13 protein-coding genes are annotated in these 13,775 nt (G+C 70.1%); 4 read left to right on the top strand and 9 right to left on the bottom strand.

Annotated elements, in window-relative coordinates; all coding sequences use genetic code 11:
• Window positions 1-107: 107 nt before the first annotated feature.
• The 3 genes from AB0L53_RS52910 to AB0L53_RS52900 form a co-directional block, all read right to left on the bottom strand.
• Window positions 108-1,637 carry an FAD-dependent monooxygenase gene (locus tag AB0L53_RS52910; protein WP_364012609.1) on the bottom strand — a complete coding sequence of 510 codons (1,530 nt, stop codon included), beginning with the start codon at window positions 1,635-1,637 and terminating at the stop codon, window positions 108-110.
• 166 nt (window positions 1,638-1,803) lie between these two features.
• Window positions 1,804-3,087 carry an erythromycin esterase family protein gene (locus AB0L53_RS52905; protein ID WP_364012606.1) on the bottom strand — a complete coding sequence of 428 codons (1,284 nt, stop codon included), beginning with the start codon at window positions 3,085-3,087 and terminating at the stop codon, window positions 1,804-1,806.
• Window positions 3,088-3,180: 93 nt separating this feature from the next.
• Window positions 3,181-3,792: a CatB-related O-acetyltransferase gene (locus AB0L53_RS52900; protein ID WP_364012603.1), complete on the bottom strand. Its 612-nt coding sequence runs from the start codon at window positions 3,790-3,792 to the stop codon at window positions 3,181-3,183.
• A gap of 235 nt (window positions 3,793-4,027) precedes the next feature.
• Here AB0L53_RS52900 and AB0L53_RS52895 point away from each other — a divergent pair, with 235 nt between their 5' ends.
• On the top strand, window positions 4,028-4,624 hold the full coding sequence (locus AB0L53_RS52895; protein ID WP_364012600.1) for a TetR/AcrR family transcriptional regulator: 597 nt from the start codon (window positions 4,028-4,030) through the stop codon (window positions 4,622-4,624).
• On the opposite strand, the gene AB0L53_RS52890 is transcribed toward AB0L53_RS52895, so the two are convergent.
• Window positions 4,621-5,226: a TetR family transcriptional regulator gene (locus AB0L53_RS52890; protein ID WP_364012597.1), complete on the bottom strand. Its 606-nt coding sequence runs from the start codon at window positions 5,224-5,226 to the stop codon at window positions 4,621-4,623. The two genes, AB0L53_RS52895 and AB0L53_RS52890, sit on opposite strands and share 4 nt — an antisense overlap.
• 111 nt (window positions 5,227-5,337) lie before the next feature.
• Here AB0L53_RS52890 and AB0L53_RS52885 point away from each other — a divergent pair, with 111 nt between their 5' ends.
• A complete protein-coding gene (locus tag AB0L53_RS52885) occupies window positions 5,338-6,294 on the top strand; it encodes an aldo/keto reductase (protein WP_364012594.1) in 957 nt (318 codons plus the stop codon).
• Between the two features lie 40 nt (window positions 6,295-6,334).
• On the opposite strand, the gene AB0L53_RS52880 is transcribed toward AB0L53_RS52885, so the two are convergent.
• Together AB0L53_RS52880 and AB0L53_RS52875 are read right to left on the bottom strand one after the other, a co-directional pair.
• Complete coding sequence (locus AB0L53_RS52880; RefSeq protein ID WP_364012591.1) at window positions 6,335-7,519, bottom strand: serine hydrolase domain-containing protein; 1,185 nt, start codon at window positions 7,517-7,519, stop codon at window positions 6,335-6,337.
• 3 nt (window positions 7,520-7,522) lie between these two features.
• The gene (locus AB0L53_RS52875; protein ID WP_364012588.1) at window positions 7,523-8,710 is read right to left on the bottom strand and encodes a cytochrome P450; all 1,188 of its coding nucleotides are present in this window, start codon (window positions 8,708-8,710) and stop codon (window positions 7,523-7,525) included.
• A gap of 223 nt (window positions 8,711-8,933) precedes the next feature.
• Here AB0L53_RS52875 and AB0L53_RS52870 point away from each other — a divergent pair, with 223 nt between their 5' ends.
• Window positions 8,934-9,662 (top strand): helix-turn-helix domain-containing protein, encoded by a 729-nt coding sequence (locus AB0L53_RS52870; RefSeq protein WP_364012585.1) that lies wholly within the window; start codon window positions 8,934-8,936, stop codon window positions 9,660-9,662.
• Window positions 9,663-9,672: 10 nt separating this feature from the next.
• On the opposite strand, the gene AB0L53_RS52865 is transcribed toward AB0L53_RS52870, so the two are convergent.
• Together AB0L53_RS52865 and AB0L53_RS52860 are read right to left on the bottom strand one after the other, a co-directional pair.
• Complete coding sequence (locus AB0L53_RS52865) at window positions 9,673-10,266, bottom strand: helix-turn-helix transcriptional regulator (protein ID WP_364012582.1); 594 nt, start codon at window positions 10,264-10,266, stop codon at window positions 9,673-9,675.
• 30 nt (window positions 10,267-10,296) lie between these two features.
• Complete coding sequence (locus tag AB0L53_RS52860; protein ID WP_364012579.1) at window positions 10,297-11,268, bottom strand: transcriptional regulator; 972 nt, start codon at window positions 11,266-11,268, stop codon at window positions 10,297-10,299.
• Between the two features lie 60 nt (window positions 11,269-11,328).
• On the opposite strand from AB0L53_RS52860, the gene AB0L53_RS52855 reads away from it, so the two are divergent.
• Window positions 11,329-12,519, top strand: a complete 1,191-nt coding sequence (locus tag AB0L53_RS52855; protein ID WP_364012576.1) for an MFS transporter — start codon at window positions 11,329-11,331, stop codon at window positions 12,517-12,519.
• Here AB0L53_RS52855 and AB0L53_RS52850 read toward each other — a convergent pair.
• Window positions 12,449-13,627 carry an acyltransferase gene (locus AB0L53_RS52850; protein WP_364012573.1) on the bottom strand — a complete coding sequence of 393 codons (1,179 nt, stop codon included), beginning with the start codon at window positions 13,625-13,627 and terminating at the stop codon, window positions 12,449-12,451. The genes AB0L53_RS52855 and AB0L53_RS52850 overlap by 71 nt on opposite strands.
• Window positions 13,628-13,775 lie beyond the last annotated feature (148 nt).

Below are 13,775 nucleotides of genomic sequence, written 5' to 3'. Positions count from 1 at the left end.
TCATCGAACTCGACATCGCCTATCCAGGCCGCATCAGGTAAAGACCGCTCTCAAGCTCTCAGGAACGATCTTTACACACCTGAAGTGACAACCTCGCGCCGCCGAATTCAGGGTGCGCCGAACCAGCCGGAGAGTGCTTCGCGCAGCGCGGGCACGGCGTCGCCGGCGGGTTCGTCGAGGGTAGCGGCCCAGGCGATGTGGGCGTCCGGCCTGATCAGCAGCACGTCAGCCGGTCGATTGTCGGTCTTGGCGGTGTGGATGTCGACGCGTTGCCGCCAGTCCCTGGCGGTTTGGCGGAGTTCTGGGCGGTCGGCGAGGTCGAGCAGGATCGGCCGGGCAGGGTGCAGGAGGTTGGCGAGGCTGGTCGTGCCCTGGTCGGTGTGCAGGGCGAGGTTGGGGGCGAAGGTGCCGGCCAGCGGGTGGGGGCTGGTGCCGGGCATCGGGTAGCGGATGTCGGTGCCGGCGACCAGTGCTCCCATGCGGCGCAGCGGCTGTTCGTCGGTGAGCAACTCCTGGAAGACCTCCCGTAGGGCTTCGGCGGCCGCGTCGTGCCCGCGCCGTAGCGCGACCTGGGCTCGGGTGTGCAGCATGGTACGGGCGCCGGCGTGGTGGCGTTCGGTGTGGTAGGTGTCCAGCAGGCCGGTCGGTGCCCGGCCGTGGAGGTCGGCGGCCAGTTTCCAGGCCAGGTTGACCGCGTCGAGCATGCCGGCGTTGAGTGCCACTCCGGTGGCCGGGAACAGGTGCGCCGCGTCACCGGCCAGCAGGATCCGCTTGTGCCGGTAGCGTTCGGCCTGGCGGGCTTTGAAGGTGAAGCGCGACAGCCGGTGCGCCTGTTCCACGGGCAGCTCTGCGCCGAGCACGCGGCGGATGCTGTCCTGCAGTTCGGCCACCGTCATCGGTAGGTCGTCGTCGTATTCGGTGCTTTCGTCCTCGATGGTGTAGAGCGAGACGATCTGGGTGCCGGGCGAGGAGCCGCAGCCGAACAGGCCATGGTCGGTCCGGGTGAAACCCGCGCGGATGGTGCCGAAGCCGGGCACGTCGAGATCGCCGTTGCCGAGTACGGTCACCGTCTCGGGCAGGGTCACCTGGGCCAGCCGGTTGACCTCCGGATAGACGGTGCCGGGAAAGCCGATGCCGGCCCGGTCGCGGACCCGGCTGCGCGCGCCGTCACACCCCACAAGGTAGTGGGCGTTCACCCGGTACGGTCCGTCCGGGCCCCGTACGTCCACGGTCACCGCGGCCTCGTCCTGGCTCACCCCGCTCACCTCGTGCCCGCGGCGGACGTCCGCGCCGAGTTCGCCGGCGCGTTCGTCCAGGAGCCGTTCAAGCAGTTGCTGCGGCAGCGGCAGGGCGTGCAGCGGGGGATCGGCCAGCTGGGTGAGGTCCAGGTGCACCCCGCCGAAGGGGAAGCGGGGCGCCGGGACAGGGTCGGTGCAGGCGACTTCGAAGCGTTCCAGCAGGCCCCGGTAGCGCAGCAGCTCCAGGATCTGCCCGCCCAGACCACCGGCTTTCGGGGTTTGTCGGCGCCGCGGCTGCCGCTCCAGCACCAGTGGCCGCACCCCGGCCAGGCGCAGTTCGGCGGCCAGCATCAGGCCGGTCGGGCCGGCACCCACAATGATCACGTCGGCGTCCATCATTGGCCAATCCTCTCGCGGGCTTTCTTCGGGGGTTCTGGCTTCGGCTGACAACGCTGCGGCACGGCCAGGATCTTGCCGCTGGCCGGCGATCTCCTGGACGACGGGGTGGGCGTGATGCCGCACACCGATGGCCCTTCCCTCGTGTCGTTCGCTTCCAGGCCGCTTCTCAACGTGCGACATCGTCGGCCACAGTGGAGGTCGGGGTGCTGAGGATGCCGTCGAACGCGTCGAGGACGGGGGTGTGCAGGTAGGCGCTCTGGATCCGGATGCGGTCGGGGGCCGCGGCAGGGCCGGTCTCGTGGCGGGCGCGCCGGAGGTCGGCGATGCTGAGCCCGAGATCGGCGTCGGCGAAGGCGGCCTCGATGCTGCCCGGCTCGGGCGGCCGCAGCGCGGTGTCGTCGATGGCGAAGCCGAAGCGCGCGTTCTCGTCGGGGCGCATGTCGGCGGTCTGCCCGGTGACGCTGGTCAGGGCGAGGGCGACGTATTCATCGCCCAGCCGGTTGTGCAGGTGCTGTCCCATGGGCAGCCCGGTGAGGTGGCCGTTGAAGGAGACCGGCGTCCGTTGGATGTGGGCGTTGTGGGCCGCCAGCACGATGCGGGTCCCGGGTTCGAAGCGCTCCAGGTGCCACAGGATCGACCCGGCCATGTAGACGTCGCGGGCCGAGGTGTCGGCGGTCAGGCCGTTGCCGGCGAACAGGCCGGCCATGGCACGGAAGCCGTAGTCGGCGTGGCAGGCGGCCTCGAGGCGGCGCAGGGCGATGTCGTAGCTGGGCTGGTCGCCACGGGAGACATACAGCAGCTCAACGGCACGAAACCGGATGAGCAGGCGCATCAGGATCGCGCTGAGAGCGTCCTGCTCGGCGGCGGCCAGCCGGGTCCAGGCCGGAGCGGCCGAGGCCGCGGAGGCGCCGGCGAACGACTCGGCGATCCGCATCGCCTGCTGGATCACCGGTAGGACTTCGGGATCGATCTCGCGCAGGTAGTCGGCGACCGGGGCCAGGGCGGGCAGCAAGGATCCGCCGGCCGCCGGGATGTCGATGCCGGCGAAACGCACCGGCGCCGTGGCTGTGGTGTTGTGCCGGCGCATCCAGCGCAGCGGCTCATCGACGCCCACGGGGATCGCCGCGGCGAGATGGGCCGCCAGCTCATCGTCCGCCCCCTCTCCCTGGGCCCAGGCGTCCAGGGGGAAGCCTTCGCTGAAGCCGTACTCGAAGGCCAGGACGGTGAAACCGCAGCGCTCGGCCAGGAACCGCAGCATGCGCCGGCGCATGAGCGAGAACTCATGGATGAAGTGGGAGTTCTCACCGATCGCGACGACGCGGGCGTCGCCGATGATGTCGCCTAGCGGCTCCAGGTCATCGAGCGGCGCCTCAGGGTCGAGGTGGGTGAGCGGGGCGGCATGGCCGCGAAGCCAGCCGGCGAACGGGTTGGGGTGGGACGAAGCAGGCATGCTGATAGCTCGATTCCGAAGGGCTGGAGCTTTGAAAGGGGAGTCAGATGTCGGCCAGTGGCTGGCGATGGATCGAGTGATCTCGCTCGATTCTCATGTGCTGAGGGCGGGCGCCGTCTTCTCCAGGTCGTCGATGCCGCCGGACATGATCGTGCGGATGTGGTCGGTGATGTGCTGGAGCGGCCAGTCCCACCAGGCCACCGCCAAAAAGCGGTTGATGTCGGCGTCGCTGTAGCGGCGGCGGATGAGCCTGGCCGGGTTGCCGCCGACGATGCCATAGTCGGGGACGTCGTCGACGACGACGGAGCCGCTGGCGATGATCGCTCCGTGGCCGATGCGGACGCCGGGCATCACCATGGACGCGTAGCCGAGCCAGACGTCGTGGCCGACCACGGTGTCACCGCGTCCGCGCAGGCCGGTGATGAGGTCGAAGTGCTCGGCCCAGGAACCGCCCATGATCGGGAAAGGGAACGTCGAGGGCCCGTCCATGCGGTGGTTGGCCCCGTTCATGATGAACCGCACCCCCTCGCCCAGCGCGCAGAACTTCCCGATGACCAGCTTTTCCGGCCCGTAGTGGTAGAGCACGTTGCGAGTCTCGAACGCGGTCGGATCATCCGAGTCGTCGTAATACGAGAACTCCCCGACCTCGATCAGCGGCGAGGTGACCAGCGGTTTCAGCAGCGCCACCCGCGGCTGTTCGGGCATGGGATGCACCACGCTCGGATCGGCAGGAATGGGCATCACAAATCGTTTTCTCTCCGAAGTGGTGGCGGTGGATTTGGAGAACGTCAGACCTCAGGACACATCCCTTGTAGTCCTCGGGGACGGGCGTCGACCTGGCCGCTCTTATCAGTACGGAACGCACCGTGCCGATATGATGATGTCGATTCGGGACTTGTGATGTCAAGTACGGACCGTACCGTACCGATAAGGTGGTGGCATGACCGATACTCCCCACCGTCGCGGCGCCGACCGGACCGAAGCCATCATGCGGACCACGCTGGAGCTCGGCCAGGAGATCGGCTACGCCAAACTGAGCATTGAAGCGGTCGCCGCCCGTGCGGGCGCGAGCAAGCAGACCATCTACCGCCGATGGTCATCCAAGGGAGCCCTGCTGCTCGACTCGCTGTTGTCGCTGAACAAGTCCGGCCTGGACTATCCCGACACCGGCGACATCGTCGCCGACCTGCGCACGCAGATCTACGCGGCCGTCGATCTGCTGGCCGGGCCACCCTTCGGCCCCTTGCTCAAGGCCCTGATCGGCGAGGCCCAGCACGATCCCCAGGTCGCCGCCACGCTCAACGAGCGCCTCATCACCCCGCAGGCGGACAAGACCGTCGCCCGGCTGAGGGCCGCCCGCGACCAGGGCCAGCTGTCACCCGGCTTCGACCTCGACCTGGCGATGGCGATCCTGTCCGGCCCGCTGTACTTCCAGCTCCTGATCACTCAGGAAGAACTGACCCATGAGTACGTCGACCGGATCCTCGACGCTCTGTTCGCCGGGATGGGGCCCCCACCACCCGGGAGACCGCTCTAGCTTGGGGCGCTGCCCGGCCGCGGGGCCGGTGGAAAGAGGGTCTGGACGGCGCGGACGACGGCGGCGCGGCGGGCGGCGAGGGAGGGGTCGGCAGCGGCGCGCTGGGCGAGGGCGGCGAATTCCGGCTGCCCGATCCAGGCGTGTGCGATCTGGGTGACCAGGGACATCACGTCGACCGGGTCCCAGACGGGGTCGAGGTCGCCGGCCTGCTGAGCGCGGCGGATCGTCTCGATCTTGCCGAGAATGGCCTGGCTGTAGGGGTCGGGCGTGCCGTCGGCGGGCCCGGCGCCCAGTTCCAGACGTCCCCAGCTGACGAACCGGTAGCGGTCGGGGTGGGCGGCGAAGTAGTCGAACATCTGCCCCGCGTAGGCGGGCAGGTCGGCCGGGTCCAGGTGGATGGCCTCGGCGGCCACCACCAACTCCTGTGCCGCCACGTACCCGTAGAGCTCCTCCTTGCTGCGGAAGTACGCATAGACGCGTTCCTTGCTGCTGCGGGCGGCTTTGGCGATCCGGTCGACCCGCGCGCCGGCGATCCCGTGCCGGGCGAACTCGGCCTGGGCGGCGGCGACGATGCGGTCGCGGGTGGAGTCGGTACTCGCCATGCCTTTCACCTTAGTGAACCGAACCGTTCGGTTTGACCTGGTGGGTGTGCGGAGTAGTGTGAGCGGGTCAATACCAAACGGTTTGGTTTTGCCTTTGTGGAGGGATCCGCCATGCAGCAGCGCACTCTGGGCCGCCAAGGTCTGGTCACCTCGGCCATCGGTTACGGCGCGATGGGCATCTCCTTCGCCTACGGACCCGGCGACGACGCCGAAGGGGTCGCGGCGATCCAGCGCGCCTACGAGCTGGGCGTCACCCATTTCGACACCGCCGAGCTCTATGGCTGGGGCGCCAACGAGAAGCTCGTCGGCAAGGTCGTCGCGCCGTTCCGGGACGACATCACGATCGCGACGAAGTTCGGCTTCACCCGCGAGTACGGCACCGACTCCCGCCCCGAGCACATCCGCGAGGTGCTCGACAACAGCCTGCGCCATCTCGGCGTCGACCACGTCGACGTGCTCTACCAGCACCGCGTCGACCCCCAGGTGCCGATCGAGGACGTCGCCGGGACCGTGAAGGAACTCATCGAGGCGGGCAAGGTGAAGTACTTCGGCCTGTCGGAGGCGGGCCCGCAGACTCTGCGCAAGGCCCACGCCGTACAGCCGGTGTCGGTCCTGCAGACCGAGTACTCGCTGTTCGAGCGCGAGGTGGAGCAGTTGTTCGGAGTTCTGCGGGAGCTCGGCATCGGGTTCGTGGCCTACTCCCCGCTGGGCCGCGGCTTCCTCACCGGCACCGCCCAGCCCGCCGGCGGCTACGACGCCACCGACATGCGCAACAACGACCCGCGCTGGCAGCCCGGCAACTTCGAGAAGAACCTGGAGGCCGTACGGCAGCTGACCGAGCTGGCCGCCTCCAAGGACGCGACCGTCGCCCAGCTGGCGCTGGCCTGGATCCTCGCCCAGGGCGAGGACATCGTGCCGATCCCCGGCACCCGCGGCCCTCAGCGCGTGGCGGAGAACACCGCCGCCGCCGACCTCACCCTGACCAGCGTCGACCTGGAGGCGATCGCCCAGATCCTGCCGAGTGGCGGCTTCGGCGCCCGCTACACCCAACTGCCCGTCTGGGTCTGACCACCACCTCGCTCAGGACGTCAACGCCTCGTGAAGCCGCTCAGGCCGGATCGGCTGGGCAGAACTCCGACTGAAGCACGTCGGTGAGTGTGCCGATCGGGTTGTTCCAGTCGCCGTTCACATTGCTCACTACCATGCGCTTGCCATCGCGGCTGCCCATCGCGTACGAATACGAGCCGCTGATGGCGCCCGCGGCACCCCACACCGTCACGCCGCACGACAGCTTCTGCGAGAAGACGCCCAGCCCGTACGTGGTGTTGGGGATCCATCCGCCCCCTGTCGAGACGGTGGTGAACATCTCCCGCTGCTCGGCGGGCGCGAGAAGCAGGCCGCGCAGCAGCGCGCTGACGAACCGGTCGAGATCCCTGACCGTCGACACCATGCCGCCGGCTGCCCAGCCCGTGGACGCGTTCATCTCGGTCACGTCGTAGACCTTGGCGTCGGGGCCGGTGACGAACAGGGTCGAGTAGTGCCGCGCGTGTGGCCCGCGGATCACCGTGTCGTCGCCCGGCAAGTACGTCCCGGTCAGAGCCAGCGGGCGGACGATCCGCCGCGAGATCTCGCCGGCGAGCGTCCGGCCGGTCACCCGTTCAATGATCATTCCGGCGAGGATGTAGTTGGTGTTGGAGTACCCGAAGCCCTGGCCCGGCCCGAAGTAGGGTGGATGGGACATGGCGATCTCCACGAGTTGTTCCGGACGGTACTTCTCGTAGCGGTGCTTGAAGAACTCCGGACCCACGAATTTGGCGAACGCTTCCTCGTCATTGCCGTAGTTGAAGATTCCGCTGGAGTGGTTGAGCAGCTGCCTGATGGTGATCTCGCCGCCGTCGTTGCCGTTGCCTTTCACCACCCCGGGCAGCCACTTCTCGACCGGGTCGTCGAGGCTCAGCCGGTGTTCGGCCGAGAGTTGAAGGATCACCGTCGCCGTGAACGCCTTGCTGGCGCTCCCGATGCGGAACCGCTCCTGCGGCAGGCGCTTTCGACCGGTTCGGGTATCGGCCACCCCCGCCGAGCCGAACCAGGACCGGCGGCCGTCACGGACCTCGGCGAGGATGCCGGGAAGACCGCCTTCGGTCACGGCCCGGTCGAGCGCACGCTGGACCTCGGCATGGCCGGGGGCGATGGCCGCCGAGGACGTCTCGGGGGCCGCCATGATGCTCGCCGCCACCGTCGCCATGCTGACGATCACGCGGGCCGTGCGGGTGAGCGAGAAGATCTTTTCCATCGGTCACACCTCGTCCCAGGTGACCGGTAGCCGGTGCACGCCGTACACATCCGAGTGGGCGCGCAGCGGCACGTCCTCCGGCGGGATGGCCAGGCGCAGCGTAGGGAACCGCGTGACCAGCGCGGGGAAGGCGACCCGCATCTCGACGCGGGCCAGCTGCTGGCCGAGGCACTGGTGGACGCCGTGGCCGAAGGAGGTGTGCCCGGCGGCGTTCCGGCGCAGGTCGAGGGTGTCGGGGTCGGCGAACTTCGCCGGGTCGCGGTTGGCGGCCAGGGCCGAGACGACGACCGTGTCACCCGCCTTGATCAGCTGACCGTCCAGCTCGACGTCTTCCAGCGCCGTCCGCATCCCGCTGTGGACGATGCTCAGGTAGCGCAGCAGTTCCTCGACGGCCTGGTCGGTGATGCCCGGGTCGGCGCGCAGGGCGGCGAGCTGGGCGGGGTGGGACAGCAGGGCGAAGGTGCCCAGAGCGAGCATGTTGGCGGTGGTGTCGAGACCGGCGCCCAGCAGCAGCACCCCGATGTTGGTGAGCTCCTCATCGGTCAGGTCGCCGGTGGTCAGGTCGCTGAGCAGGTCGTCGGTGGGTTCGGCGCGCTTGGCGAGTACGAGCTCGCACAGGGTCTCCTGCAGCGCGGCGAAGGCGCCGTAGCGCTCTTCCAGCGTGGTGTCGTTGTCGTTCACCGTCGCCGCGTGACGCTGGAAGGACTCGCGACCGGCAGAGGGGACACCGAGCAGCTCGCAGATCATCAGCGCGGGGATGGGTTGCGCGTACGCCGTCACCAGGTCCACCGACGGACCGTGCCGTTCCATGGCGTCCAGGAGCTCGGCGGTGATCTGCTCGACGCGCTCGGTGAGCAGGCGCATCCGGCGGACGGTGAACTTCGCGGTGAGCAGGCCGCGGTATCGGGTGTGCTCGGGCGGGTCCATCCCGATGAACATCCCGGGCGGCGCGGGCGGGGGCTGGTCCATGGTGCCCGCTTCGGGTACCGGGGAGCGCATGAGCTCGCGCCGCGAGCTGAAGCGGGGGTCGGCCATCACCGCGCGGACCAGGGCGTGGCCGGTGACCAGCCAGCCCATGTGCCCGTCGGGGAAGGCCAGCCGGCTCAGCGGCCGCCGCCGCGTCAGCTCCTCGGGCGGGTCGAAGGGACAGCCTGCGGGGCGCGTCATGGGAAGCCCTGCCAGGTCGGTCATCTTTACCCCTTCCAGTCGCGATAGTACGCCTTTAGAACTCACCAAAAGCTACGTTGCGTTCAATATAAATGTCAATGTATCCAATCGACATTTCGGCGTTTTAACTGATTAAAGGCGGTAAGAATTGCAATGGTTCTGCACCTGAATGCAACTACCAAGTTGCAATGGGGTGCAGGCGAACGCAATAATGTCCATCGGATCGAGCCGCAGGAGGCGAAGACAGATGCCAGGAGGCAGGCTGACCAACCAGGACCGCCGGCAGATCGCCGCGGGACTGGCCGATGGGCTCACCTACGCCGAGATCGCCAGGAGCCTCGGCCGGCCGACGTCGACCATCACGCGGGAGGTCATGCGCAACGGCGGGTCGGGCGGCTATCGGGCCGATCAGGCGCATCAGGCGACCGAAGGGCGCGCGCGCCGGCGCCGGACCCCCTCGGCGCCGGCCGCGCCCGCCGCCACCGCCGCATACGGACGCGACTCCAAAGCGGTGCACGACTTCACCGAACGCGTCACGGCGCTGCTGGTCCAGCAGGGACTCCCGCGAATGATCGCCAGAGTGCTGAGCTGCCTGTACGTCACCGACAGCGGCAGCCTCACCGCCGCCGAGCTGGTCCAGCGGCTACGGGTCAGCCCAGCGTCGATCTCCATGGCCGTCGCTTACCTCGAGGAGCAGGGGCTGATCAGGCGCGAGCGCGACGCCCGGCGGCGGCGTGAGCGCTACATCATCGACGACGACGTCTGGTACCAGGCGTTCCTGATGAGCGCGCAGAGAAACCTCATGCTGGCCAACACCGCCCTGGAGGGAGCCGAGATCCTGGGCGCCACCACACCCGCCGGCGCCCGGTCAGAGTATGTGGGTCAGTTCCTCAAGCACACGAGCGAGGACATGGTTCAGCTGGCCGAGCACTGGCGCGAGACACTCGCGGCGAAGCGGCGCGCCGCGAGCACATGACGTGGACCGTTCACTTCCCGGTGGGCTGGGCGCGGACGTGGAGGCGTTCGCCCTGCGGGCCGAAGAGCGACAGCAGCTCGACCGGCTCGGGGCCGGCGTTGCCGAACCAGTGCGGGATACGCGTGTCGAACTCGGCCACCTCGCCGGGCGTCAGGATCACGTCGTGCTCGCCGAGGACCAGGCGCAGCCGCCCGGCCAGGACGTAAAGCCACTCATAGCCCTCGTGTACGCGGGGATCGGGCTCGGTGCCGGGCCAGTTCGGCGGCATGACCTGCTTGAACGCCTGGAGCCCGCCGGGCCGGCGAGTGAGCGGGATGAAGGTGGAGCCGAAACGCTGGAACGAGCGCAGCTGCACGCGCGGGTCCCCGGTGGGCGGCGCGTCGACGAGCTCGTCCAGTGTCACCTGATGGGCGCGCGCCAGAGGCAGCAACAGCTCCAAGGTCGGTCGGCGCTGCCCGGACTCCAGCCGCGACAACGTGCTGATCGAGATGCCGGTCGACTCCGACAGCTCGGTCAGGGTGGCTCCGCGCTGCTGGCGCAGGTTCCGCAGCCGCGGCCCGACGGCATGCAGAACGCCGTCCAGGGCCGGCCCGTCATCGTCCATGAAATCCACCTTGCCACAACGGCAAACACCTCAGCCGCCTGACTGCGCGCTCACCAGCATCTGCCCGGCGTCCGTACGGTCATAGAACACCGACCGCCCGGCCCGCCGGCGTCGTACCAGCCGGGAGTCGAGCAGGACCTTGAGGTGCCGGCCCACCGAGCCCAGGCCCTGACCGGTCAGCGCGACGAGCTGGGTCGTGCTCTTCGGGGTGTCGAGCAGCATCAGGACGTTGGCCCGCGCGGGCCCGAGCAGCCTGCCCAGCGCCTCGGGCACCGGCGCGCGACCGGATTCGGCCAGCGCCCCGGAGCACGGGTACACCACGGCGTGCCGGTGCGCCGTGTCCCACGAGACCCAGGTCTGGCTCGGGGTGACGGGGACGAACATCAGCCGCGCCCCGGACAGCTCGCGCGGCGGGTAGTCGTACGTGCTGATCTGCAGCCGGTTCTCGCCCAGCCAGCGCATGCCGGGGCGCATGTCGTCGAGGGTCGCCGCCCAGCCGCCCTGGCTCAGCCGCGCGGTGCGGGCGATGACATCGGCCTCGATGATCCGCCGGCGGCGCGGCCATGAGGGGAGCACCGCCTGCGTCCACACCCACTCCAGCACGTCGGCGGTGCGTTGCGGCAGGTCGCCGCGGTGGAGCCGGGCGGGCAGGGGACCGCCGAGCGACACGGTCAGGTCCGCGCGGGCGGCCTCGGGCGGTGTGTCGCGGATGCGTGCGAGCTCCTGCTCGAAGACGGGCTCGGCGTCGTCGGAGGGCGTGGGGGTGAGGAAGTCGGCGTTCCAGCTGCGGCCCAGGGCGGCCCGGATGAGCAGCGTGGTGATCGGGTCACTGGCCTGCCGGGCGCGGTAGGCGGGCAGGTGGGCGTCGAGCCACGCGCGCTCACCCGGATGCGCGGCCGTGCCCCGCTCCAGGGTCTTCAGGCTCGCGATGGCCTCGGCCAGGGTTGAGACGACGAACCGGCTGCCCGCGAGCGTGTCCGCGTTGACCTGCCACCAGCCCATGGTTTCGCCTCCCTGCGAAACATTAACGCCCCGCCGACACGGCCCCGGACACTTTCCGCCATGCGCACCTATCGCGAGCTTTTCCGGACGCCGGAGTTCACGCCGCTGTTCCTGACCGCCGCCGCACAGGGGGCCGGCCACACGGTGAGCGGGCTGGCCCTGGGAACGCTGATCTACTCGGCGACCGGGTCGCCGCTGCTGTCGGCTCTGGCCATGTTCGGCCCGGCCCTGGTTCAGGTGATCGGAGCGGCCACGCTGCTGTCGGCGGCCGACCGGTTACCGCCGCGGGCCGCGCTGACGGGTCTGGCGCTGGTCTTCGGCCTCGTCACCGCCGCGCAGGCCGTTCCGGGGCTGTCGGTGTGGGCCGTCTTCACGCTGCTGCTGGGACAGGGGTTGATCGCCTCGCTGGGCGGGGGAGTGCGCTACGGACTGCTCAACGAGATCCTCACGCGGGAGGGGTACCTGCTCGGCCGCTCGATGTTCAACATGTCCGACGGCGCCGTGCAGATCTGCGGGTACGCGCTCGGCGGTGTGCTCGTGGCCGTCCTGTCGCCGCGCGGCGCGCTCCTGACCGGCGCGGCCCTGTACCTCACCGCGGCGGCCGTGGCCCGCTTCGGCCTCAGCCGCCGGCCGCCGCGGGCCGCCGGACGGCCGTCGATCACCGACACCTGGCGGGACAACGCCCGGCTGTGGTCGGCCAAGCCGCGCCGCTACGTCTACCTCGCCATGTGGGTGCCCAACGGGTTGATCGTCGGCTGCGAGTCCCTTTTCGTGCCGTACGCGCCCGAGCAGGCGGGACTCCTGTTCGCCTGTGCCGCGCTCGGCATGCTGGCCGGTGACGTCGTGGCCGGCCGGTTCGTGCCGCCGCTGTGGAGGGAGCGGCTGCGGGTGCCGCTGTGCCTGCTGCTCGCCCTGCCGTACCTGATCTTCGTCCTGCGCCCGGCGCTGCCCGTCGCGGTGGCGGCGATCGTGCTCGCCTCGGCGGGGTACGCCGCGAGCCTGCTGCTCCAGGAGCGCCTGATGGCGCTGACTCCGGAGGAGCTGAGCGGGCACGCCCTGGGGCTGCACTCCTCGGGGATGGTCACCATGCAGGGCGTGAGTGCCGCGCTCGCGGGTGCCGTCGCGCAGCTGACCTCGCCTGCGACGGCGATAACGGTGCTGGCGGCGGCCTCGGTCGCGGTCACCCTGACGTTGGCCCCCGGGCTGCGGCACCCACGTGACGCCGCCGCCCGGGAAAGCGTCCACGCCTGACCGCAGGCGGTCCCTGCTCGTACGTACGGGCCACGGCCCAGCACACCAGCAACGCCACCCCGAACACCGGCAGCCAGCCCAGTCGGGCCAGCACCCAGCCGAAGTCGTCCGGGGCGGTGTGCAGACCGGGCAACGCGTCGCTCACGAAGAGCCCGGCCACAGTGACCGTGATCAGCGCGGTCTGGTGCCACAGGAAGATCGTCATCGCCGACAGGTTCACCAGCGCCACCGCCGCCCAGGCGGCCGGGCGGCGCAGCGCCCGCCGCAGCGGGCCTCGGAGAAGCAGGGCCGCACCGCACTGGGCGAGGCCGAAGCAGACGGCCGCCAGGGAGGGCGGGTCGAGGTTGGAGACCGGGGCGCCGGGCACCCCGACCATGGCGGCCGGATACCCCGCCCACAGGACGAGCCCGGCCGCGGTGGCCGCGCCGCCGAGCAGCAGCGCCCAGCCCATCCCACGGCCGCTTAGGTCGCCCCGGGCCCAGGCCGCGCCGAGGCAGTACGGCACCAGCCACCCGGCCACCACGTTGACCCAGCCGAGCCAGGCCGGCCCGCCCAGGCCGTAGCGGATCAGGTCGCCGAGCAGGACGGCGGCGAGCGGCCACAGCGGATGCAGCCGGGCCACCAGCGGGGTCAGCGCCGTCAGCGCCGCGAACACCAGCAGGAACCACATCGGCGACAGCACCAGCTTGACCAGCACGCGCACGGTGTCCAGGGCGACCCCGGAGGCCAGCAGCGCGCCCGCGACCACGGCCCACACCACCAGCACGGCCACGACCGGCCGGAACAGCCGGGCCATCCGCCCGCCGAGCCACCGCCCATACGTGATGCCGCGAGCGCGGGCGCTCGTGTAACCCTTCGCCCCCACCTGCCCACCCACCAGGAAGAACACCGCCATAGTCTGGAACACCCAGGAGACGGGGCTGAGCTCGGGCAGGTGCTTGAGCGGGCTGGCGGCGCGTACCGTGCCGTCGCCGACGACCACGGCGGTCACCAGCCAGTGGCCGAGCACCACCCCGAGGATCGCCAGGGCGCGCAGCGCGTCGACGCCCCGGTCGCGGCCGGCCGGCGTGGACGCCTCGATCCGCTGGATGAGCTGGGAGGATGCCATGACGGCGAAGCTACGGATCACCCCTTGTGGTCGGCTTCCCCCTGGGGAGTGCACCCATGGCGTAGCTCCGAAGTAGCAGGTGGGTCAGTCCTCGGCCGGCCCGCCGACTCCTGGCACGTGATCCACTCCGGCTCATAACCTGACCCGC

Source organism: Nonomuraea sp. NPDC052129 (assembly GCF_040680095.1).
Taxonomy (GTDB): domain Bacteria; phylum Actinomycetota; class Actinomycetes; order Streptosporangiales; family Streptosporangiaceae; genus Nonomuraea.
This window is presented reverse-complemented; position numbering and strand designations above follow the sequence as displayed.

Coding starts and splice junctions, on each gene's coding strand:
- AB0L53_RS52890 (WP_364012597.1), bottom strand. CDS start 5,226: ATGGCGAGTACCGACTCCACCCGCGACCGCATCGTCGCCGCCGCCCAG.
- AB0L53_RS52895 (WP_364012600.1), top strand. CDS start 4,028: ATGACCGATACTCCCCACCGTCGCGGCGCCGACCGGACCGAAGCCATC.
- AB0L53_RS52875 (WP_364012588.1), bottom strand. CDS start 8,710: ATGACCGACCTGGCAGGGCTTCCCATGACGCGCCCCGCAGGCTGTCCC.
- AB0L53_RS52865 (WP_364012582.1), bottom strand. CDS start 10,266: ATGGACGATGACGGGCCGGCCCTGGACGGCGTTCTGCATGCCGTCGGG.
- AB0L53_RS52885 (WP_364012594.1), top strand. CDS start 5,338: ATGCAGCAGCGCACTCTGGGCCGCCAAGGTCTGGTCACCTCGGCCATC.
- AB0L53_RS52900 (WP_364012603.1), bottom strand. CDS start 3,792: ATGCCCGAACAGCCGCGGGTGGCGCTGCTGAAACCGCTGGTCACCTCG.
- AB0L53_RS52855 (WP_364012576.1), top strand. CDS start 11,329: ATGCGCACCTATCGCGAGCTTTTCCGGACGCCGGAGTTCACGCCGCTG.
- AB0L53_RS52870 (WP_364012585.1), top strand. CDS start 8,934: ATGCCAGGAGGCAGGCTGACCAACCAGGACCGCCGGCAGATCGCCGCG.
- AB0L53_RS52905 (WP_364012606.1), bottom strand. CDS start 3,087: ATGCCTGCTTCGTCCCACCCCAACCCGTTCGCCGGCTGGCTTCGCGGC.
- AB0L53_RS52910 (WP_364012609.1), bottom strand. CDS start 1,637: ATGATGGACGCCGACGTGATCATTGTGGGTGCCGGCCCGACCGGCCTG.
- AB0L53_RS52860 (WP_364012579.1), bottom strand. CDS start 11,268: ATGGGCTGGTGGCAGGTCAACGCGGACACGCTCGCGGGCAGCCGGTTC.
- AB0L53_RS52880 (WP_364012591.1), bottom strand. CDS start 7,519: ATGGAAAAGATCTTCTCGCTCACCCGCACGGCCCGCGTGATCGTCAGC.
- AB0L53_RS52850 (WP_364012573.1), bottom strand. CDS start 13,627: ATGGCATCCTCCCAGCTCATCCAGCGGATCGAGGCGTCCACGCCGGCC.